At 66.8% G+C, this 19,288-nt stretch carries 33 protein-coding genes; 2 read left to right on the top strand and 31 right to left on the bottom strand.

Annotation, left to right across the window (positions count from 1 at the left end; all coding sequences use genetic code 11):
- The first annotated feature begins 27 nt into the window (after positions 1-27).
- The gene (locus AABA78_RS37345; RefSeq protein ID WP_338270263.1) at positions 28-1,377 is read left to right on the top strand and encodes a tetratricopeptide repeat protein; all 1,350 of its coding nucleotides are present in this window, start codon (positions 28-30) and stop codon (positions 1,375-1,377) included.
- 36 nt (positions 1,378-1,413) lie between these two features.
- Positions 1,414-2,070, top strand: coding sequence for a hypothetical protein (locus AABA78_RS37340; RefSeq protein WP_338270262.1), 657 nt, complete (start codon positions 1,414-1,416; stop codon positions 2,068-2,070).
- 128 nt (positions 2,071-2,198) lie between these two features.
- On the opposite strand, the gene rplQ is transcribed toward AABA78_RS37340, so the two are convergent.
- The 31 genes from rplQ to AABA78_RS37185 all read right to left on the bottom strand — a co-directional run.
- Positions 2,199-2,618 (bottom strand): 50S ribosomal protein L17, encoded by a 420-nt coding sequence (gene rplQ / locus AABA78_RS37335; RefSeq protein ID WP_120567144.1) that lies wholly within the window; start codon positions 2,616-2,618, stop codon positions 2,199-2,201.
- A 191-nt stretch (positions 2,619-2,809) separates the two neighbouring features.
- On the bottom strand, positions 2,810-3,832 hold the full coding sequence (locus tag AABA78_RS37330; RefSeq protein WP_120523529.1) for a DNA-directed RNA polymerase subunit alpha: 1,023 nt from the start codon (positions 3,830-3,832) through the stop codon (positions 2,810-2,812).
- A gap of 203 nt (positions 3,833-4,035) precedes the next feature.
- Positions 4,036-4,662 (bottom strand): 30S ribosomal protein S4, encoded by a 627-nt coding sequence (gene rpsD / locus AABA78_RS37325; protein ID WP_120523530.1) that lies wholly within the window; start codon positions 4,660-4,662, stop codon positions 4,036-4,038.
- A 69-nt stretch (positions 4,663-4,731) separates the two neighbouring features.
- Complete coding sequence (gene rpsK / locus AABA78_RS37320) at positions 4,732-5,172, bottom strand: 30S ribosomal protein S11 (protein ID WP_120523531.1); 441 nt, start codon at positions 5,170-5,172, stop codon at positions 4,732-4,734.
- A 75-nt stretch (positions 5,173-5,247) separates the two neighbouring features.
- On the bottom strand, positions 5,248-5,631 hold the full coding sequence (gene rpsM, locus AABA78_RS37315) for a 30S ribosomal protein S13 (RefSeq protein WP_014395883.1): 384 nt from the start codon (positions 5,629-5,631) through the stop codon (positions 5,248-5,250).
- A 56-nt stretch (positions 5,632-5,687) separates the two neighbouring features.
- On the bottom strand, positions 5,688-5,804 hold the full coding sequence (rpmJ, locus tag AABA78_RS37310) for a 50S ribosomal protein L36 (protein WP_002633586.1): 117 nt from the start codon (positions 5,802-5,804) through the stop codon (positions 5,688-5,690).
- A 67-nt stretch (positions 5,805-5,871) separates the two neighbouring features.
- Positions 5,872-6,090 (bottom strand): translation initiation factor IF-1, encoded by a 219-nt coding sequence (gene infA, locus AABA78_RS37305; RefSeq protein ID WP_002614803.1) that lies wholly within the window; start codon positions 6,088-6,090, stop codon positions 5,872-5,874.
- A gap of 150 nt (positions 6,091-6,240) precedes the next feature.
- Positions 6,241-6,999: a type I methionyl aminopeptidase gene (gene map, locus AABA78_RS37300; protein WP_338270253.1), complete on the bottom strand. Its 759-nt coding sequence runs from the start codon at positions 6,997-6,999 to the stop codon at positions 6,241-6,243.
- A 100-nt stretch (positions 7,000-7,099) separates the two neighbouring features.
- The gene (locus tag AABA78_RS37295) at positions 7,100-7,750 is read right to left on the bottom strand and encodes an adenylate kinase (RefSeq protein ID WP_338270252.1); all 651 of its coding nucleotides are present in this window, start codon (positions 7,748-7,750) and stop codon (positions 7,100-7,102) included.
- 90 nt (positions 7,751-7,840) lie between these two features.
- A complete protein-coding gene (gene secY, locus AABA78_RS37290; protein ID WP_171417746.1) occupies positions 7,841-9,187 on the bottom strand; it encodes a preprotein translocase subunit SecY in 1,347 nt (448 codons plus the stop codon).
- A 131-nt stretch (positions 9,188-9,318) separates the two neighbouring features.
- Positions 9,319-9,846 carry a 50S ribosomal protein L15 gene (rplO, locus tag AABA78_RS37285; RefSeq protein ID WP_120523536.1) on the bottom strand — a complete coding sequence of 176 codons (528 nt, stop codon included), beginning with the start codon at positions 9,844-9,846 and terminating at the stop codon, positions 9,319-9,321.
- Between the two features lie 16 nt (positions 9,847-9,862).
- The gene (gene rpmD / locus AABA78_RS37280; protein ID WP_120523537.1) at positions 9,863-10,132 is read right to left on the bottom strand and encodes a 50S ribosomal protein L30; all 270 of its coding nucleotides are present in this window, start codon (positions 10,130-10,132) and stop codon (positions 9,863-9,865) included.
- Positions 10,133-10,134: 2 nt separating this feature from the next.
- Positions 10,135-10,656, bottom strand: coding sequence for a 30S ribosomal protein S5 (gene rpsE / locus AABA78_RS37275; protein ID WP_171417744.1), 522 nt, complete (start codon positions 10,654-10,656; stop codon positions 10,135-10,137).
- Positions 10,657-10,678: 22 nt separating this feature from the next.
- Positions 10,679-11,035, bottom strand: a complete 357-nt coding sequence (gene rplR, locus AABA78_RS37270) for a 50S ribosomal protein L18 (protein WP_143905919.1) — start codon at positions 11,033-11,035, stop codon at positions 10,679-10,681.
- A gap of 108 nt (positions 11,036-11,143) precedes the next feature.
- Positions 11,144-11,710 (bottom strand): 50S ribosomal protein L6, encoded by a 567-nt coding sequence (rplF, locus tag AABA78_RS37265; protein WP_171417742.1) that lies wholly within the window; start codon positions 11,708-11,710, stop codon positions 11,144-11,146.
- Positions 11,711-11,774: 64 nt separating this feature from the next.
- Positions 11,775-12,173 carry a 30S ribosomal protein S8 gene (rpsH, locus tag AABA78_RS37260; protein WP_171417740.1) on the bottom strand — a complete coding sequence of 133 codons (399 nt, stop codon included), beginning with the start codon at positions 12,171-12,173 and terminating at the stop codon, positions 11,775-11,777.
- A 169-nt stretch (positions 12,174-12,342) separates the two neighbouring features.
- A complete protein-coding gene (locus AABA78_RS37255; protein WP_120523541.1) occupies positions 12,343-12,528 on the bottom strand; it encodes a type Z 30S ribosomal protein S14 in 186 nt (61 codons plus the stop codon).
- Positions 12,529-12,554: 26 nt separating this feature from the next.
- Positions 12,555-13,208 (bottom strand): 50S ribosomal protein L5, encoded by a 654-nt coding sequence (rplE, locus tag AABA78_RS37250; RefSeq protein ID WP_120523542.1) that lies wholly within the window; start codon positions 13,206-13,208, stop codon positions 12,555-12,557.
- A gap of 176 nt (positions 13,209-13,384) precedes the next feature.
- Positions 13,385-13,714 (bottom strand): 50S ribosomal protein L24, encoded by a 330-nt coding sequence (gene rplX, locus AABA78_RS37245; RefSeq protein WP_120523543.1) that lies wholly within the window; start codon positions 13,712-13,714, stop codon positions 13,385-13,387.
- A gap of 42 nt (positions 13,715-13,756) precedes the next feature.
- Positions 13,757-14,125, bottom strand: a complete 369-nt coding sequence (gene rplN / locus AABA78_RS37240; RefSeq protein ID WP_014395870.1) for a 50S ribosomal protein L14 — start codon at positions 14,123-14,125, stop codon at positions 13,757-13,759.
- A gap of 65 nt (positions 14,126-14,190) precedes the next feature.
- On the bottom strand, positions 14,191-14,517 hold the full coding sequence (gene rpsQ / locus AABA78_RS37235) for a 30S ribosomal protein S17 (RefSeq protein WP_169821648.1): 327 nt from the start codon (positions 14,515-14,517) through the stop codon (positions 14,191-14,193).
- Between the two features lie 83 nt (positions 14,518-14,600).
- The gene (gene rpmC / locus AABA78_RS37230; protein ID WP_120523545.1) at positions 14,601-14,807 is read right to left on the bottom strand and encodes a 50S ribosomal protein L29; all 207 of its coding nucleotides are present in this window, start codon (positions 14,805-14,807) and stop codon (positions 14,601-14,603) included.
- A 74-nt stretch (positions 14,808-14,881) separates the two neighbouring features.
- Positions 14,882-15,301, bottom strand: a complete 420-nt coding sequence (gene rplP, locus AABA78_RS37225; protein WP_014395867.1) for a 50S ribosomal protein L16 — start codon at positions 15,299-15,301, stop codon at positions 14,882-14,884.
- Between the two features lie 64 nt (positions 15,302-15,365).
- Positions 15,366-16,028 carry a 30S ribosomal protein S3 gene (rpsC, locus tag AABA78_RS37220; protein ID WP_120523546.1) on the bottom strand — a complete coding sequence of 221 codons (663 nt, stop codon included), beginning with the start codon at positions 16,026-16,028 and terminating at the stop codon, positions 15,366-15,368.
- Between the two features lie 41 nt (positions 16,029-16,069).
- A complete protein-coding gene (rplV, locus tag AABA78_RS37215; protein WP_014395865.1) occupies positions 16,070-16,414 on the bottom strand; it encodes a 50S ribosomal protein L22 in 345 nt (114 codons plus the stop codon).
- Positions 16,415-16,449: 35 nt separating this feature from the next.
- On the bottom strand, positions 16,450-16,737 hold the full coding sequence (gene rpsS, locus AABA78_RS37210) for a 30S ribosomal protein S19 (RefSeq protein WP_014395864.1): 288 nt from the start codon (positions 16,735-16,737) through the stop codon (positions 16,450-16,452).
- A 13-nt stretch (positions 16,738-16,750) separates the two neighbouring features.
- The gene (gene rplB, locus AABA78_RS37205) at positions 16,751-17,596 is read right to left on the bottom strand and encodes a 50S ribosomal protein L2 (protein WP_338270243.1); all 846 of its coding nucleotides are present in this window, start codon (positions 17,594-17,596) and stop codon (positions 16,751-16,753) included.
- A gap of 38 nt (positions 17,597-17,634) precedes the next feature.
- The gene (locus tag AABA78_RS37200) at positions 17,635-17,928 is read right to left on the bottom strand and encodes a 50S ribosomal protein L23 (RefSeq protein ID WP_120523548.1); all 294 of its coding nucleotides are present in this window, start codon (positions 17,926-17,928) and stop codon (positions 17,635-17,637) included.
- Positions 17,925-18,548 (bottom strand): 50S ribosomal protein L4, encoded by a 624-nt coding sequence (gene rplD, locus AABA78_RS37195; RefSeq protein WP_120523549.1) that lies wholly within the window; start codon positions 18,546-18,548, stop codon positions 17,925-17,927. Before rplD ends, AABA78_RS37200 begins: the two co-directional genes overlap by 4 nt.
- Positions 18,549-18,599: 51 nt before the next feature.
- A complete protein-coding gene (gene rpsJ, locus AABA78_RS37190) occupies positions 18,600-18,908 on the bottom strand; it encodes a 30S ribosomal protein S10 (protein WP_002633608.1) in 309 nt (102 codons plus the stop codon).
- A 195-nt stretch (positions 18,909-19,103) separates the two neighbouring features.
- Positions 19,104-19,288 (bottom strand): EF-Tu C-terminal domain-related protein (locus AABA78_RS37185; RefSeq protein WP_456264010.1); only part of this gene is annotated, 185 nt, incomplete at its 5' end.

Here is a 19,288-nt window from a genome sequence, read left to right as displayed (position 1 = left end):
CTGCTGACGCCCTCGAACCGCCTCCGCATGCTCCGCTGGCCCGCCGCCCTCCTGGGGCTCGGGCTGCTCGTCACCGGCTGCGGCCACGGCCAGGCCCAGGCCCCCGCGCTGTCCCCCACGGCCCAGGCCCGCGCGTACCTGGACGGGAACCAGCCCGAGGAGGCGCTGAAGCTGCTGCGCGAACTGCACGCGCGCACGCCGGACGACGTGGACGTGGCCCGCGCCCTCACCGAGGCCCAGGTGAAGGCGGGCCGCGCGGACGCCTGGGCGGAGGAGCTGCGCCAGTCCATCGCGAAGAACGAGCGCGCGGTGGACCAGTACATGCTGGGCCTGACCCTCTTCTCCCGGGCCCGGGACGCGGGCGCCCCCACCGTGGCCGCCTTCGAGCGCGCCATCACGCTGTCCCCCACCACCGCGGAGTTCCACTACCGCCTGGGCGTCGCGCGCCTGGAGTCGGAGCAGTACGCCGCCGCGATGGGCCCGCTGCGAAAGGCCGTGGAGCTGGCCCCGGAGCGCGCGGGCTGGAAGCTGCCCCTGGCCAAGGCCCTGGCCCGCACGGGTGACGCGGCGGGCGCCGTGGAGGCCCTGGGCACCGTCGTGAAGGGCAACCCCACGCCCTCGGAAGTCGCCACCGCGAGGGCGCTGATGAACCAGCTGGCGGATCCGTTCCAGAACTTCCCCAAGGCGGCGGAGGCGAAGCTCGAGGAGGGCATGCGCTACCTGCACGAGCTGGATGCCCCCCAGCACGCCCTCATCGCCTTCGAGGAGATCCTCCACGACTACCCGGACCTGGCCGTGGTGCACGCCCTCTTGGGGCTGGCCTACCAGCGGCTGGATGACGCCGGCCGCGCCGTGGACGAGTTCAAGCAGGCCATCGAGCGCGCCCCCCAGGACGGCAAGAACCAGCTCTACCTGGGGGAGCTGTACCTGTCGCGCCAGCGCGCGGACGCGGCGCGCACCGCCTTCGAGAAGGCCGTGGCGCTCAACCCGCTGCTGGAGCTGGCCTGGTTCCGCCTGGGCGACCTGCGCCTGGAGTCCCGAGACCTGGCCACCGCGAAGGAGGCCTTCCAGGTGGCGGTGACGCTGACGCCGGACTCGGCGCCCGCGCGGGGAAAGCTGTCGCTCGTGTACCAGCTGGAGGGGGACTACACGGCCGCGCAGCGTGAGCTCCGGTACGTGGCGGACAAGGACCCGGAGAACACCGAGTTCGCCCTGCGCCTGGGCCTGCTCTACACCGAGGAAGCCCAGAAGGCCCGCCGCCCCGAGGAGCGCCAGAAGGCCGCGAGCGAAGCGGAGCGCTGGCTGGGCAAGGTGCTGGAGACCCAGCCCGACAACGCGGTGGCCAGCAAGGCCCTGCAGGTGCTCAAGGGCCAGTAGCCACCGGCGCACCGCGCCCTCTACACTCCGCCCCCGATGAGCGACGCGCGCAAACCCGCCCCTCCCAGCACCCCGCCGCCCCGGACGCCGTCCAATCCCGGCACCCAGCCCCGCGCGGCCACCAGCCCCGGCATGCGCGCCGTGAGCGCCGCCCGCACGGCCCCGCTGGAGAAGCCCAAGACGGAAGGCCCGCTGGGCAAGCGCGTCGCCGCGGAGACCTCCAACGTCCTGCTCAACGCCTTCTCCATCCTGAAGGAGCAGTTGGCGGACTTCCGCGCGAGCGACCGCTTCTTCAAGTACAAGGCCGGCATCGTCGCGGCCTGGGTGGCGCTGTCCGTCGCCAGCTTCGCCATCGCGTGCCCGGGCAGCTCCCTGGACACAGGGGACATGGACGCGCGCCTGGTGCTCAGCGACAAGCTGGACCGGCCCTCCGTCACCATCTGGAACGAGAGCAAGGACGTCTGGCGCGACGTCATCATCACCGTGAACAACGAGTACAAGGCGGTGGTGGCGGAGGTGCAGCCCGGCAACTTCGTCACCATCACGCCCAAGCAGCTGCTGGGGAAGAACGGCGGCTCCGCGCCCGCGGACCTCCGCTTCCAGGCGCTGACGATGAAGAGCTCGGACGACAACGCCGACCTCACGCCCTCCCTCCAGGAGGAGTGGAAGCGCCTCCTCGCGCCGAAGCAGTAGCCCGCCGCGAGCAGGCCCCAGCCTCCGGAAACACGAAGGGCGCCCTCCTGAAGCAGGAAGGCGCCCTTTGTGCTTCTTCAGTCCGGCCGGGCCTCACTCACAGCAGAGGCCCGGGCGCGGGGAACGGCTCAACCCTCGGTCTTCGCCTCGGCGGGAGCCTCGGTCGTCTCGGCGGCGGCCGGAGCCTTCGCGGGACGGTCCACCAGCTCGATGAGGGCCATCTCCGCGGCGTCGCCCCGGCGGAAGCCCAGGCGCACGATGCGGGTGTAGCCACCCGGACGGGAGGCGTAACGCTCCTTGTACTCGCTGAACACCTTCTGGAGGACCGTGCGGTCCTTCACGGTGCGGGCAGCCAGGCGCACGTTGGACAGGCCACCGCGCTTGGCGAGCGTGATGATGCGCTCGGCCAGCGGACGGACTTCCTTCGCCTTGGGAACGGTGGTGCGGATGGCCCCGTGCTCCAGGAGCGACGTGACCATGTTGTTCAGCATCGCGAGACGGTGGCTCGTGGTGCGGTGCAGCTTCCTTTGTCCGACCTTGTGGCGCATGCGCGTGCTCCGGGGCCTCTTCTTGAGAACCCCACCACTCCGGCCGTATCAGGTACCGGGTGGGAATGACGGCCCCGACACCGGGGGCCGCCGTTGAATCGGGCCCTGTGTACCAGGGCCCCCTGCCTTCGCGCCACCGTGATGCCGTGTCGGTGGGAGGCGGGACAGGTGCTTCAGGGAAACGACGACGCTCAGGCCTTGGGGGCCGCGGGAGCCGGCGCGTTCTTCGGCGGCCAGTTCTCCAGCTTCATGCCCAGCGACAGACCCATCTCCGCGAGGATCTCCTTGATTTCCTTCAAGGACTTGCGGCCGAAGTTCTTCGTCTTGAGCATCTCCGCCTCGGTGCGCTGGACCAGGTCACCGATGGACTTGATGTTCGCCTGCTGCAGGCAGTTGGCCGAACGCACCGACAGCTCCAGCTCGTCCACCGAGCGGAACAGGTTCTCGTTGAGCTTCGCCTCTTCCTTCGGCGCCTCGGCGACGACCGGCTCCTCGGTCTCGTCGAAGTTCACGAACACCGTGAGCTGCTCCTTGATGATCTTCGCCGCGTACGCCACCGCGTCCTGCGGCACCACGGAGCCGTCCGTCCAGACCTCGAGCGACAGCTTGTCGAAGTCCGTGACCTGACCAACGCGCGCGTTGGTGACCTGGTAGTTCACCTTGCGGATGGGCGAGAAGAGCGAGTCGATGGGGATGGTCCCGATGGGCGCGCCCGCCACCTTGTTGGTGGACGCCGGCACGTAGCCCCGGCCCCGGCGGCACGTCAGCTCCATGCGCACCTTGCCACCCTCGGACACGGTGCAGATGTGGTGACCCGGGTTGAGGATCTCCACGTCCTGGTCCGCGATGAGGTCGCCCGCCTTCACTTCCTTGGGGCCTTCCACCTCGATGCGCAGCGTCTTCGTCTCGTTCGTGTGCATCCGGAGGAGGACCTCCTTCAGGTTCAACACGACGTCCGTGACGTCCTCGGCCACCTCGGGGATGGTCGTGAACTCGTGGTCCACGCCCTCAATCTTCACGGAGGTGATGGCCGCGCCCTGCAGCGACGACAGCAGCACCCGCCGCAGCGAGTTGCCCAGCGTCGTCCCGAAGCCGCGCTCGAGCGGCTCCGCCACGAACTTGCCGTACGTGGGGCTCAGCGAGTCCTGGTCCACTTCCATGCGGCGCGGCTTGATGAGGTCGCGCCAGTTCTTCGCAACAAACGTATCCGCCATGGGGACTGCTCCTCGGAACGTGCGCCATCACCCACATCCCCGCCAAAGTGGCGGGAGGACGGGCACGCGGGGGGACTGCGTAACAGCTTCGCCCGGCGCGCGCAGGACGCGCCCTCCAGGCGACAAAGCAACGACGCCCCGGCCTCGTCGGCCAGGGCGTCCACTGCGGGAGGGGCCCGGAAAAGCGGGCCCGGCACCCAGGACTACTTCGAGTACAACTCGACGATGAGCTGCTCCTGGATGGGCATGGTCAGGTCCTCGCGGTTGGGGACCGTCTTGACCGTGCCCTTGAACGCCTTCTTGTCCAGGTCGATCCACTGGGGAACGCCACGGCGGTCCACCGTCTCCAGCGCCTCGGAGATGCGGAGCACCTTGCGGCTCTTCTCCACCACTTCCACGGCGCTGCCCGGCTTCACGGAGAACGACGGGATGTTCACCCGGCGGCCGTTGACCTGGAAGTGACCGTGACGCACCAGCTGGCGCGCCTCGTTGCGCGTGTCCGCGAAGCCCATGCGGAACACCACGTTGTCCAGGCGGAGCTCCAGCTGCTGCAGCAGGTTCTCACCCGTCTTGCCCTTGGCCGCGGACGCGCGGTGGTAGTACCCGCGGAACTGGTTCTCGAGCAGGCCGTACATGCGCTTGACCTTCTGCTTCTCGCGCAGCTGCACGCCGTAGCCGGAGAACTTCACGCGGCCCTGGCCGTGCTGACCGGGGGGATAGGGGCGGCGCTCGATGGCGCACTTGTCCGTGTAGCAACGGTCGCCCTTGAGGTACATCTTCAGGTTCTCGCGCCGGCAGATACGGCAGGCGCTCGCGGTGTAACGAGCCACGGAAACTCTCCTTGCAGATGGTCTGGAGCCGGGCCCGCGCATGACGCGAGCCCCGGCCCGAAGCGGTGATTAGACGCGGCGGCGCTTGGGCTGACGGCAGCCGTTGTGCGGGATGGGCGTCACGTCGCGGATGAGGCTGATCTTCAGGCCAGCGGCGGCCAGCGCGCGCAGCGCCGACTCACGGCCCGCGCCCGGGCCCTTCACGAACACCGTCACGGTCTTCAGACCGTGCTCCATCGCCTTCGCCGCGGCGTCGCCGGCGGCGACCTGCGCCGCGAACGGCGTGGACTTACGGCTGCCCTTGAAGCCGCGCGCCCCGGCCGACGACCAGGAGATCACGTTCCCGGACACGTCCGTGATCGTGATGATGGTGTTGTTGAACGTGGACTGGATGTGGACCACGCCGTTGAGGATGTTCTTCTTGCCCTTGCGCTTGTTCTTCTTCGCCGCAGGGGTCTCGCCACCCTCGGCACCGGCCGGCGCCGCGGCGGTATTGATCTCGTCAGCCATGTGAATCGCTGCTCCTGGGAGTAGGTGATCAACGCCCGGGCCTCACACGGGGTGAGGCCGCAGGCGCCAGAGGGTTTAGCGGGCCGGAGCGGCCGGCTTCGCGCGAACGATGCCGCGCTTCGGGCCCTTGCGGGTGCGCGCGTTGGTGTGGGTGCGCTGGCCGCGGACCGGAAGACCCTTGCGGTGACGCAGACCCCGGTAGCAACCCAGGTCCATCAGCCGCTTGATGTTCATGGTCACCTCGCGCCGGAGGTCACCCTCGACCTTGTAGTTGGCCTCGATGATCTCGCGGATCTTTCGAGCCTGGTCCTCGGTGAGGTCCTTGGTCCGGGTGGTGAGATCGATGCCCGCCGCCTCGATGATGTCGTGCGCGGTCTTGTTACCGATCCCGTAGATGTACTGGAGCGAGATCACCGCGCGCTTGTTGGGCGGCAGATCGATGCCGGCGATACGAGCCATCTTCGGTCTTCCTTCGTTTTGGAGTTGGTCTGAGGCTTAAGAGTCCCTGGGGACTCTCAGCCCTGGCGCTGCTTGTGCCGGGGGTTGGAGGCGCAAATGACGCGCACAATGCCCTTGCGGCGGACAACCTTGCACTTGTCGCAGATCTTCTTGACGGACGCCCGAACCTTCATGGAGCGAACTTCCTTCCTTCAGCGGAGAAAAGCACAACAGCCGGTCCGCACAGGCGGCCGGCGCGAATTACTTGGCCCGGTACGTGATCCGTCCGCGGGTCAGGTCATACGGAGACAACTCGACCTTCACCTTGTCGCCCGGGAGGATGCGGATGAAGTGCATCCGCATCTTGCCCGAGATGTGCGCGAGCACCTTGTGGCCGTTGTCAAGCACCACGCGGAACATCGCGTTCGGTAGGGGTTCCATGACGGTCCCCTCGACTTCGATGGAATCATCCTTCGGCAAGCGTCAACCTTCTTCCCGGACCACGAACCTTCTGGAAGCGCGGCGGGATAACACTTTGGTCCGTAAGTAGCAAGCGCCGCGCGATCTGAAATCTGGACCTCTATCAACACCTACTGACATCACCCTATTTCACCCCGGGTCCGGGGCCCTTCATGAGCGCCGGGTGAGCACTTCCGGCCCTCGCTCCGAGATCAGGATGGTGTGCTCGAAGTGGGCGGACAACTTGCCGTCCACGGTGACAGCCGTCCACTCGTCCTCCAGGACCTCCACGTCGGGCGTTCCCTGGTTCACCATCGGTTCCACCGCCAGGACCATGCCTGGCCGCAACTTCATCCCCGCCCCCGCCTGCCCGTAGTTGGGAACCTGGGGCGGCTCGTGCAGCTTCCGGCCAATCCCGTGCCCCGTGAAATCCCGGACCACGGAGAACCCCCGTGCCTCCACGTGGCGCTGCACCGCGTGGCCAATGTCCCCAATGCGGTTGCCCGGCTGCATCACCTGGATGGCCTTCTCCAGCGACTGCCGGGTGGCATCCACCAGGGCCTGGGCCTCCGCTGTCACCTTCCCCACCGGCACCGTGCGCGCCGAGTCCCCGAAGAAGCCCCGGTAGACCACCCCGAAGTCCAGCTTCATCAGGTCCCCGGCCACCAGCCGGCGCTTCCGGCTTGGGATGCCATGGACCACCTCCTGGTTCACGGAGGCGCAGAGCACGCCCGGGAAGCCGTGGTAGCCCTTGAACGCCGGCCTGGCGCCCTTCTGGGCGATGAGCTGCTCCGCCAGGGCATCCAGCTCCCAGGTGGACACCCCGGGCGCTACTGCCTTCTCCAGCTCGTCCAGGATTTCACAGACGATGCGCCCCGCTTCCCGCATCAGGGCAATCTCGTCGGGGCTCTTGAGTTCCACCGGGTTCATGCGCCCCTTTCCCTACCGGGCTGCTGCTTTGTCGGAACCCGCGACCGGTGGGGCGGCAGTCCGGACCGGCCCTGCCCCCGCCCCTCCGCCCGGCCTGGACTCAGGCGGGACGGCCGGCGGCCTTCTTGATCTCCTCGTAGATGCCCTCCGGAGACCCGACGCCGTCCACGCTCTTGAGCAGCCCCTTCTTCGCATAGAAGCTCTTCAGGGGAGATGTCTCCGCGTCGTACTTCTGCAGGCGCTTCTCGATGACCTCCGGCGTGTCATCCGGGCGCTGCACGAGCTCCGCGCTGCACTTGTCGCAGAGCCCGGCACGCTTCGGCGGGCTCTGGGTGACGTGGTAGACGGCTCCGTCGTTGGGGCACACGCGCCGCCCGGAGCCGCGCTCGACCAGCGTCGAGTGCGGGACCTCGAGCGACACCACCGCGTTCAGCTGCTTGCCAAGCCGCTCCAGCATCCGGTCCAGCGCGTCCGCCTGCCCCGGGGTGCGCGGGAAGCCATCGAGCACGAAGCCCTTGGCCACGTCCGGCTCCTTCAGCCGCTCCTCCACGATGCCGATGACGACGTCGTCAGGAACGTACTGCCCCGCGGCCATCAGCGGCCCGGCCACCTTGCCCAACGCAGTGCCGTCCTTCACGGCCTTGCGCAGGATGTCGCCGGTGGAGATCTGCGGGATCTGGAAGTCCGCGTAGAGCTTCTTCGCCTGGGTTCCCTTCCCGGCGTTCGGCGGCCCCAAGAGGATGAGGTTCATGTCGCTCCTTTGCACCAGCGTCCACCCTTGAACGACGAGGCGCCCCTCCCCACCATTTGGGGAGAGGCGCCGGAACACAACCGACCGACGTCAGGCCGCCACGCGGACCCGACCACGGATGCGCGGACCGCGCGGACCCGCGAAGCCTTCGTAGTTGCGGCTGATGAGGTGCCCTTCGATCTGCTGCACCGTGTCCAGCGCCACGCCCACGACGATGAGGAGCGCCGTGCCGCCGAAGGTGAACCGCACCCCGAGCACGCTGCTGATGACGGACGGAATCACGCAGATGACGGCCAGGTAGATGGCGCCGCCGAACGTGAGGCGGTTGAGCGTCCGCTCGATGAACTCCGCCGTCTGACGGCCCGGGCGGATGCCGGGGATGTAGCCACCCTGCTTCTTGATGTTGTCCGCCACGTCATCCGGCCGGAACGTGAGCGCCGTGTAGAAGTAGGAGAAGAACACCACCAGCAGCACGAACAGGCCGTTGTAGACCCAGAGGTTGCCCTCGATGGCGCGCTGGAAGCCCTGCAGGAAGGGGAACCACGCGCCCAGCGTCGCCGGGAAGGAGAGCACCGCGCCGGCGAAGATGGGAGGAATCACGCCCGAGGCGTTCACCTTCATGGGGAAGTACGTGGCCTGACCCGCGAACATGCGCCGGCCCGCCATGCGCTTGGCGTACTGGATGGGCACGCGCCGCATACCGCGCTCCACGTAGACCACCACGCCGATGATGAGGAGCATGAAGAAGAGCAGGCCCAGCACCGCGGCCACGTTCACCACTTCCTGCGTCGTCAGGTCCAGCAGCGTCTTCGCGCCGGGCAGCACGCGCGCCACGATGCCCGCGAAGATGATGAGCGAGATGCCGTTGCCGATGCCGCGCTCGGTGATGCGCTCGCCCAGCCACATGATGAAGGCCGTGCCCGCCGTGAGGCTCACCACCGTCATGAAGGTGAACCAGAGGTTGTCGTTGGGCACCACCACCTGGTTGAAGCCGGCCTGGCCCGCGTCGGAGCGGCCCAGCGAGGCCAGCCACCGCGAGATGCCCACGCCCTGCACGATGGACAGCGCGATGCTGCCGTAGCGCGTGTACTGGTTGATCTTCTGGCGGCCCGCGGCGCCTTCCTTCTGCAGGCGCTCCAGGCTGGGCACCACCACCGCCAGGAGCTGGATGATGATGGAGGCGCTCACGTACGGCATGATGCCCAGACCGAAGATGGACATCTGCTCCAGCGCGCCGCCGGAGAAGAGGTTGAACAGCGACACGAGGCCGCCCGATTGTTTCTGGGCGTCCATGAACGCGTTCATCGCGGAGCGGTCCACGCCCGGCGTGTTGATGAAGATGCCGATGCGGTAGACGGACAGCAGCACGAGCGTGTACGCAAGCCGGCTGCGCAGCTCCGCGATGCGGAAGACGTTGGCGAGGGCGTTCAGGGCCACGGTAATGCCATCCTCTTCAAGAGGTTCTGCCAGCAACAACAAACGCCCCTCTCCGGTTCCGGAAAGGGGCGCGGAAGCCTACACAAGGCTGGGGGCGCGCACCACATCACCGTGATGCGCGCCGGTCACGCCTACGCCCGGGGCTGGCGAGGAGCCTTGACGCCCTTGCCGGCGTGGGCCTTGGAGGCCGACTCCGGCTTGTGCGCCACCAGCGGGAGCTCTTCCACGGAGCCGCCCGCCTTCTCGATGTTCTCGCGAGCCGCCGCGGACACCTTGTTGACGCGAACGGTCAGCTTCTTGGCGAGCTCGCCATGGGCCAGGACCTTCACGCCGTCATAACGGCCCTTGACCAGGCCCGCCTGCTTCAGCGCGGCCTCGTCCACCGTGGCGCCCGCGTCGAACACGTGCTCCAGGTCACCCAGGTTCACCACCGCGTAGGTAGTGCGGTTGGGCGGGTTGAAGCCGAACTTCGGCAGGCGACGCTGCAGCGGGCTCTGGCCGCCTTCGAAGCCCTCGAACCGCATGTTGCCGGAGCGGGCCTTCTGGCCCTTGCCGCCGCGGCCGGCCGTCTTGCCCAGGCCGCTACCCTGGCCACGGCCCACGCGCTTCTTGCGGTGCCAGGAGCCCTCAGGGCGCTTCAGATTGGTCAGGATGCTCATGATGGATCCTCAGTTCTCAGGCCTTGGCCTTGGCGGCCAGGCGCTCCAGGGCGCGGTCCCGGGCGACAATCTTCCGGGGCTTGCGGCGCTTGGGCGCCGGAGCCTCCTGGCTGACCGTCTCCAGGGAGACCAGGTGCTTCACCTTGAACACCATGCCGCGCACCGCCGGGGTGTCCTTCAACAGCCGCTCGTCGCCGAACTTCTTCAGACCGAGGCCCTTGATGGTGGCCAGCATGTCCTCGGAAGAACCCGAGTAGCTCTTCGTCAGCTTTACCTTGAGCGCCATGGCTAGCCCCTCGCCTCGCCCGCGAGCTTCTGCGACTCGACGTCCTTGCCACGCAGGCGAGCGACCTGCTCGGCGCTGCGCAGCAGCTTCAGGCCAGCGACCGTGGCCTTCAGCACGTTGTGCGGATTCCGCGAACCCTGGCTCTTGGTCAGGATGTTGCGGATGCCCGCCGCCTCCAGCACCGCGCGCACCGCGCCACCGGCGATGACGCCCGTACCTTCGGAGGCCGGCTTCAGGAGCACCCAGCCGGCACCGAAGTGCCCCAGGATCTCGTGCGGGATGGTGTGACCCATGCGAGGAACGCGGAACAGGTTCTTCTTCGCGTTCTCGCCGCCCTTGCGGATGGCCTCGGGGACTTCGTTGGCCTTGCCCAGGCCCACGCCCACGTGCCCGTTGCCATCGCCCACCACGACGAGCGCGGCGAACGAGAAACGGCGGCCACCCTTCACCACCTTGGCCACGCGGTTGATGTTCACCACGCGGTCGGTCAGGTCCAGATCGTTCGGATTGATCGGAGTTGCCACTTGAGGAATTCCTTTCTGGTACCTAGAACTTCAGGCCGGCTTCGCGCGCGGCGTCGGCCACGGCAGCGATGCGCCCATGGTAGGGGAAGCCGTTGCGGTCGAACACCACCGCATCGACGTTGGCGGCCTTGCACTTCTCCGCGATGAGGGAGCCCACGCGCTTCGCGTCGGCCTTCTTGTCGCCCTCGTCCTTGCCCTTCAGCTCCTTGGACAGGGACGACGCATACGCCAGCGTGCGGCCGGTGGAGTCGTCCACCACCTGCGCGTAGATGTGCTTGAGGCTCTTGTACACCGTAAGCCGCGGGCGCTCGGTGGTACCCGAGAGCTTCTTGCGGATGCGGTTCTTCCTCTTGAGGCGCTGATCGACAGTCTTGGACATGGCTGCTTCCTTTTCCGTCCGGCGGCGATGCGGCCTTCCGCCGCCGGATGATTCCGCCAGGCTTCAAGGCCCGGCGGGGTTGAATGCTCGGCGAAGACGCGGTGACGACTAGGTCGTACCGGTCTTGCCCTCCTTGCGACGGATGCGCTCCTCGGCGTACTTGATGCCCTTGCCCTTGTAGGGCTCCGGCGGACGCAGCGAGCGGATGTTGACCGCCGTGGCGCCCAGGACTTCCTTGTCCGCCGAGCGGAGCGTGAGCCCCACCGTGGGAAGGCTGTCCTCGGTACGGGAGACCTTGTCGACTTCCGCCGTCACGCCCTCCGGCAGGTTGAACACCACCGGGTGGGAGTAGCCGAGCGAGAAGTGGATGGCCTTGCCCTTCACTTCCGCGCGGAAACCGACGCCGCGGATGTCGAGGCGCTTCTCGAAGCCCGTGGACACGCCCTTCGCCGCGTTGGCGAGGATGGTCCGGGTCAGGCCGTGCAGGCTGCGGGCTTCACGCGAGTCATCCTCGCGCTGCACCGTCACCTGGCCGTCCTTCACCTCCACCTTCACCTTGGCGGGGAGCTTGACGGACAGCTTGCCCTTGGGGCCGTCAAAGTTGACCTGCTGGTTGGCGACGTTGACCTTCGTCTTGTCGCCAAGCTTGATCGCCAGTTTTCCAATCCGACTCATGATTGCCTCGTGCTGTCGTCGCCTGGGGCGCGCTCCTCGCGGGGCGCCTCACCCAGACTCCTGGCTAGTAGACCGTGCAGAGCAGTTCGCCGCCGACCTTCTGCTTCCGGGCCTCGGTGTCCACCAGGATGCCGCGCGAGGTGGAGAGGATGGAGATGCCCATGCCGCCGAGCACCGGCTGGATGTCGCGCACCGCGACGTAGCGGCGCAGGCCGGGCTTCGACACGCGGCGCAGGCCGGTGATGGCCGGGCTGCGGTCCGGGCCGTACTTCAGCTGCACGGTGATCTCGCTCTGCGGCGCGACCTCGTGGATGGTGAAGTCCCCGATGTAGCCCTCGTCCTTGAGGACCTTGACGATCTCCACCTTGAGCTTCGAGTGGGGAATGACGACCTTGTCGTGCCGCGCGCGCGAGGCGTTGCGCAGGCGGGTCAGCATGTCGCCGACGGGATCATTGACCGGCATGAAGCACCTTCAAGCTAAGCGGGAGCCCCTTCAGGAGCCCACCGCGCTCGCAGCCACCACGCCTGCCGGGCCCATCCCGGGGGTTCGCGGAGACCGCCACTTCCCTTCTACTTCAACCGGGGACCGCCCTGCCCTCTTCAGGACAGGGACGGCTTCCGGGGTCCAGCGCCTACCAGGACGACTTGGTGACGCCGGTGATTTCACCGCGCAGGGCGCGGTGACGCAGGCAGATACGGCACATCTTGAACTTGCGCAGGAAGGCGCGAGGACGACCGCAGAGCGGGCAGCGGTTGTACTGACGCACGGGGAACTTCAGCTTGCGCTTTGCCTGGGCAATCTTGGAGAGCTTGGCCATGATCGATGGGAGTCCTGGGCTCGGTCCTACTGACGGAACGGCATGCCGAAGTGACGCATCAGCGCCAGTCCCTGCTCGTCGTTCGGGGCGGTGGTGACGAAGCTGATGTTGAGCCCCTTCACCTTCTCGATCTGATCGTAGTTGATTTCCGGGAAGATGATCTGCTCGCGGACGCCGAGCGTGTAGTTGCCCTTCCCGTCAAAGGCCTTCGGGGACACGCCCTTGAAGTCACGCACGCGCGGCAGCGCGACGGTGATGAGGCGGTCCATGAACTCGAACATGCGGTCGCCGCGCAGCGTGACGGCGGCACCGATGGCCTGGCCCTGGCGCAGCTTGAAGTTCGCGATGGACTTGCGCGCGCGCGTCACGACCGGCTTCTGACCGGTGATGGCGGCCAGCTGGTCCACCGCCGACTCCAGGATCTTGTTGTTGGCGAGTGCCTCGCCCAGACCCATGTTGACGACGATCTTCTCCAGCCGCGGCACTTCCATGGGGTTCTTGAGCCCCAGCTCCTTCATGAGCGCGGGCACGCCTTCCGAACGGAAGCGGTCCTTGAGCCGCGCCGAGCGGGCCTTCAGGCCCTCCTCGATGTTCGCGGCGAAGCCGACCTTCTTGGCTTCTTCTTTCCCGCGCTTCTTGCTCTTCTTTTCCTTCGAGTCGGCCTTCTTCTCGTCAGCCATCTTTCATTCCCCTGCTTCGGGGCGCCGTCATGGACCCAGCGCGTCCGATCAGTCCTGCGTCTAGTACGTGGAAACACCCGGAGGGCTCGACCATTTCAGCCCTCTGGACGTGCACGCCCGCTTGCCCCACCACGAGGTGGGGCAAGGGGCGCGCATACATGCCCGAACACCGACCCCTAGTCAATCAGGGCGTCACACTGCTTGCAGAACCGCTTGGAGGACTCCCCCTCCTTGCGGATGCCGACGCGGGTCGGCTTGTCGCACTTGGCGCAGACCACCTGGACGTTCGAGAGCGCGATGGTGCCCGGCTTCTCGATGATGCCGCCCTCGGGGCTCTGCGGCGTCTTGCGCATGTGGCGCTTGACCAGGCGCAGGCCTTCGACCGTCACGCGGCCCGCCTCCCGGTCGACCTTCAGCACCTTGCCGCGCTTGGTCGCCGGCGTCTTCTCCGAGCGCTCAGACCCGGAGATGACCTGGATGGTGTCACCGACTTTCAGCTTCTGCATGGCTTCCTCACTCTGGCTGTTCGCCGTCAGGCCTGCGTCCTCTTAGAGGACCTCGGGCGCCAGCGAGATGATCTTCATGAACTTGCGGGCACGCAGCTCACGGGCGACCGGCCCAAAGATGCGCGTCCCGATGGGCTCCAGGTCCTTGTTGATGAGGACCGCCGAGTTGCCGTCGAACTTGATGTAGCTGCCATCCGCACGACCCACCTCGCGACGGGTGCGGACGATGACGGCCTTCGCGACGTCACCCTTCTTCACCTTGGAGTTGGGCAGGGCCTCGCGGATCGACACGACAATCACGTCGCCGATGGAGGCATACTTGCGCTTGGAGCCGCCGAGAACCTTGATGCAAAACACCTTCTTGGCGCCCGAGTTGTCGGCCACATCGAGCACACTCTGCATCTGAATCATGTGAAGTCTCCTCTTGCTCGAACCCGTCCACGCGCTTCATGGCGCACGGACGCGGTGTGGCCTACCTAGACGTTCTTGCTCTTCTCCAACACCTCGACCACGCGCCAACGCTTGTCCTTCGAAGCGGGCTTGGTCTCGGCGATGCGCACCCGGTCACCCTCGTTGATGGTGACCTTCTTCGGGTAGTCGTGATCCTCGACGTGCGCCTTGTACTTCTCGCGCAGGCTCATGATCTTCCCGTACTTCGGGTGGGGAGCACGACGCTGGACGGTGACGACCACCGTCTTCTGCATCTTGTTGGAGGTGACGATGCCCACGCGGGTCTTGGGACGACCCCGGGTGGAGGTCTCGGCAGCGGGCGTTTCGGTCGCTTCAGCCATGTTGGTTCTCACTGTCTGTCATGCACCCGGGCCCTCTGCCCGGATGGCCACGAACATCCGGGTGAGCCCGGATGCCCGCGGATGCACTGCTACTACTACCCCGCCTTCGCGGCCCGGGCCTTCTGGCCCAGGACGGTGAGGATGCGGGCCAGATCACGGCGGTGCTGCACGCCCTCAGCAGGGCTGTCCAGCGAGCCGGTCCGACGCTTGAGCCGATCCTGGACCAGCGTGTCGCGCAGTTCCTTCGCGCGGTTCTGCAGGTCGTCCGTCGACAGGTCCTTCAGTTCCTTCGCAGTCGCCATCTTGGTCTCCTCGGCGCGGGATGCGGGCGCCCTCCCCTGTCACCAGGTGGAGCGCCCGTCCCGGCGGTGCGTGACTACAGCGAGAGCTCGCTGCGGCGCACGATCTTGGTGAGCACCGGCAGCTTCGCCTGCGCCAGCTTCAGCGCACCGGTGGCGATCTCCTGCGTCATGCCCTCCATCTCGTAGAGGACGCGTCCCGGCTTGACGACCGCGACGTAGTACTCCACGCCACCCTTACCGGTACCCATACGGGTCTCGGCGGGCTTCTTCGTGATGGGCTTGTCCGGGAAGATCCGGATCCAGATCTTACCGCCGCGCTTCACGTGGCGGGTCATCGCGATACGGGCCGCCTCGATCTGGCGCGAGGTGATCCAGCCCGGCTGGAGGCTCACCAGGCCGAACTCACCGTAGGTGAGGTCGCTGCCGCGGTGGGCCGAGCCGAACATGCGGCCCTTCTGCATCTTGCGGTATTTGGTTCGAGCAGGCTGAAGCATGGTCGATGTCCTTCGTGCCTTCCATGCAGGGCGGGTCTCTTAAACCCGCCCCGCAGGGGGCGTCTTACCGGTTGGTGGGCATGGGGGCCTGGCCGCCCTTGCCGGGGAGGACCTCGCCCTTGCAGATCCAGACCTTGCAGCCAATCTTGCCGTAGGTCGTCTTGGCCTCGGCGAAGCCGAAGTCGATGTCCGCGCGAAGGGTGTGCAGGGGCACGCGGCCCTCGCGGTACCACTCGTAGCGGGCCATCTCGGCGCCACCCAGGCGGCCCGAGCAGGCGACGCGGATGCCCTTGGCCCCGAACTTCATCGCGGTCTGCAGCGCCTTCTTCATGGCGCGGCGGAAGGCGATGCGGCGCTCGAGCTGCGTGGCGATGTTCTCCGCCACGAGCTGCGCGTCGGTCTCGGCCTTGCGGACCTCGACGATGTTCAGGAAGACCTCGTTCTTAGTGAACTGCTGGAGGTCCTTCTTGACGGTCTCGATGCCAGCGCCGCGCTTGCCGATGACGATGCCCGGCCGAGCGGTGTGGACGTTGACCTTCACCTTGTTGGCGGCGCGCTCAATCTCCACCTTGGACACGCCCGCGTGGTTCAGCGACTTCTTCACGAACTCGCGGATGCGGATGTCCTCGTGGAGCCACTGGGCGTAGTTCTTGTGCTCGAACCACTTGGAGTCCCAGGTCTTGATGACGCCGAGCCGGAACCCGATCGGATGTACTTTCTGTCCCAAACTGAATCTCCTTGGTGCGTCCGGGCGGGGCCCGACGGGTCCTACTTCTTGGCCTCGGCCAGCACGACGTGGACGTGGGCAGACTTCTTCTGGATGGGCGTCGCGCGCCCCATGGCGCGCGGCATGAACCGGCGCTGGGTGGCGGCCTGGTCCACGGAGATGGTCTTGACGTAGAGCGTATCCACGTCGACCTGACCCTTGGACAGGTCCGTCGCGTTGGCGACGGCGCTCTTGATGAGCTTCTCCACCGGCCGCGCGGCGGCGCGCGGGGTGAACTTCAGGATGTTCAGGGCGGCCTCAACAGGCTTGCCCCGGATGAGCGCCGCGACGAGGGACAGCTTGCGCGGGCTCATGCGCAGGTGACGCAGATGTGCAGTCGACTCCATGGTCATCTCCTCAGGCTCTCAGGCGTGCGAACGGGCTACTTGCCCGGGGCCTTGGCGACCTTCTTCTCCGCCGAGTGCCCACCGAAGGTGCGCGTAGGAGCGAACTCGCCGAGCTTGTGGCCCACCATGTTCTCCGTGACGAACACCGGAATGAACTTCTTGCCGTTGTGAACGGCGAAGGTGTGACCCACGAACTCAGGGAGAATCGTGGAGCGCCGGGACCAGGTCTTGACGACCGCCTTCTTGTTCGCGGCGATCATCCCCTCGATCTTCTTGAGGAGGTGATCGTCAACGAACGGACCCTTCTTGATCGAACGAGCCATGTTTCAAATCCTCTTACTGGCTGCGCGCGCCCTGGCGGCGGCCGCTCACGATGAACTTGTCGGTGCGCTTGTTGGTGCGCGTGGTGAGGCCCTTGGTCTTCTTGCCCCACGGAGACACCGGGTGCGGGTTACCCTGGCCGGACTTACCCTCACCACCACCGTGCGGGTGGTCGACAGGGTTCATCGCCAGACCGCGGACGGTGGGACGGATGCCCAGCCAGCGGCTCTTGCCCGCCTTGCCGATGCGGATGATTTCGTGCTCGATGTTGCCCACCTGGCCCACGGTGGCGCGGCACTCGATGAGCACCTTGCGCACGGCGCCCGAGGGCATACGGACCTGGGCGTAGCGCTCCTCCTTCGCCATCAGCTGGCCGGAGGTGCCCGCGGAGCGGATGACCTGGGCGCCACGGCCCGGCTTCAGCTCCACGTTGTGGATGACCGTACCCACCGGGATGTTCTGCAGCGGCAGGCTGTTGCCCGGCCGGATGTCGGCGGTGGAGCCGGCGAACACGGTGTCGCCCACGCTCAGGCCCACGGGGGCCAGGATGTAGCGCTTGTCGCCGTCCGCGTAGTGCAGGAGGGCGATGTTGGCGGTGCGGTTCGGGTCGTACTCGACCGCGACGACCTTGGCCGGCACGCCGTCCTTGTCACGACGCTTGAAGTCGATGACGCGGTAGCGGCGCTTGTGACCGCCACCCTGGTGGCGACGGGTGATGTGGCCGTGGACGTTGCGGCCACCGGAGCGCTTGATGGGCTCGGTGAGAGACTTCTCCGGCGAGTCCTTGGTGATGTCCGCGAAGTCGGACACCGTCATCAAACGGCGGGCGGCGCTTGTCGGCTTGTACTTCTTGATGCCCATGGTGTGTTCCTCTCAGGCGGATCTGGACGCCAGTGGCGTCAGACCGCTCCCCCTTCGAAGAGTTCGATCTTGTCACCCTCCTTCAGGGTGACGACCGCCTTCTTGAAGTTGGGGCGCTGGCCGATGCTCTTGCCCACCCGCTTCGTCTTGCCACGCACGATGTTGGTGCGAACACCCTCCACCGTGACCTTGAACAGGGACTGGACCGCGCGGGACACGTCGTGCTTCGTGGCCTTGCGGTCCACGATGAACGAGTACTGGCGGAACTTCTCCCGGGCCTTGTCCAGCTTCTCCGTGATGAGCGGGCCCTTGATGACGTCGTTCAGGTTCATGACAGGGACCCCTCGAGCGCCTTCGCGGCGGCGGAAGTCAGGACGATGTGCGAGTGCTTGAGCACGGACTCGAGGTTGAGACCCTCGGGCGGCAGCACGTCGAACTTCGCCAGGTTGCGCACGCTGCGGTGCAGGTTGGTGTTGCCACGCTCGTCGATGACCAGCGCGTTCTGGAGCTTCATGCGGCGCGTGAGCACCTCGAAGGCCTGCTTCGACTTCGGGGCGTCCAGCTTGAAGCCGTCCAGGATGATGAGCTGCTTCTCCCGGGCACGCAGGGACAGCACGGCGCGCAGGGCACCGCGGCGGACCTTGCGGGGCGGCCGGTAGAAGTAGTCACGGGCCTTGGGGGCCATCGCCTTGCCGCCGCCCACCCAGTGGGAGGCGCGGATCGAGCCCTGACGGGCGCGGCCGGTGCCCTTCTGCTTCCAGGGCTTCTTGCCGCCGCCGCTGACCAGCGAGGTGTTCTTCACCCCGACCGTGCCGCGACGCCGGTTGATCTGCTGCATCTTCGCCACCTCGTAGAACAGGTGGGTGTTCGGCTCGGCGCCGAAGATCTCGTCGGAGAGCTCGATCTCCGACACCTTCTTCAAATCCAGGTCGACTACGTCAAACTTCGCCATGGCACTTTCCTCGGGGGTCAGAGTGAAACCACTCCGACGCCATCCCGCTTCCTAGGACTTGATCTCGACGTCAACGCCGGCAGACAGATCCAGCTTCATCAGCGCGTCCAGCGTCTGCTGGGTCGGCTCGAGGATATCGAGCAGGCGCTTGTGCGTGCGGATCTCGAACTGCTCGCGGCTCTTCTTGTCCACGTGCGGCGAACGCAACACGGTGAACTTGTTGATGCGCGTCGGCAGGGGGATCGGACCGGCCACCTTGGCGCCCGTGCGCTTGGCCGTCTCGACGATCTCCCCAGCACTCTGGTCCAGGAGCTTCGAGTCGTACGCCTTCAGCCGGATGCGGATCTTCTGTGTCGCCATTCGCAAGAACCTCTTTGAACGACCTCTGGGAACCGTGAGGCGGTACGCCCGTCAACGCCTGGATTTCAGAGAACCGTTTCTTCGGAACGAAGGGGCGCGGTGTGTACCACCACACCCCATGGGTTGCAACTGGATTTCCACCGGCTCTCCGGAAGCGCCCACGAGGGGCCATCCGGAGGGCTGGTGGGCTGAGTGCTACGCGATGATTTCCGCCACGACGCCCGCGCCCACCGTGCGGCCGCCTTCACGAACCGCGAACCGGAGCTCCTTCTCCATCGCGACCGGGGTGATGAGCTCCACCTCGATGGCGATGTTGTCGCCCGGCATGACCATCTCGACGTTGTCCGGCAGCTTCACCGTGCCCGTCACGTCCGTGGTGC

Source organism: Corallococcus caeni, assembly GCF_036245865.1.
GTDB classification, from domain to species: Bacteria; Myxococcota; Myxococcia; order Myxococcales; family Myxococcaceae; genus Corallococcus; species Corallococcus caeni.
Note: the sequence above shows the minus strand (reverse complement) of the source record. Positions and strands in the feature narration are given on the sequence as shown.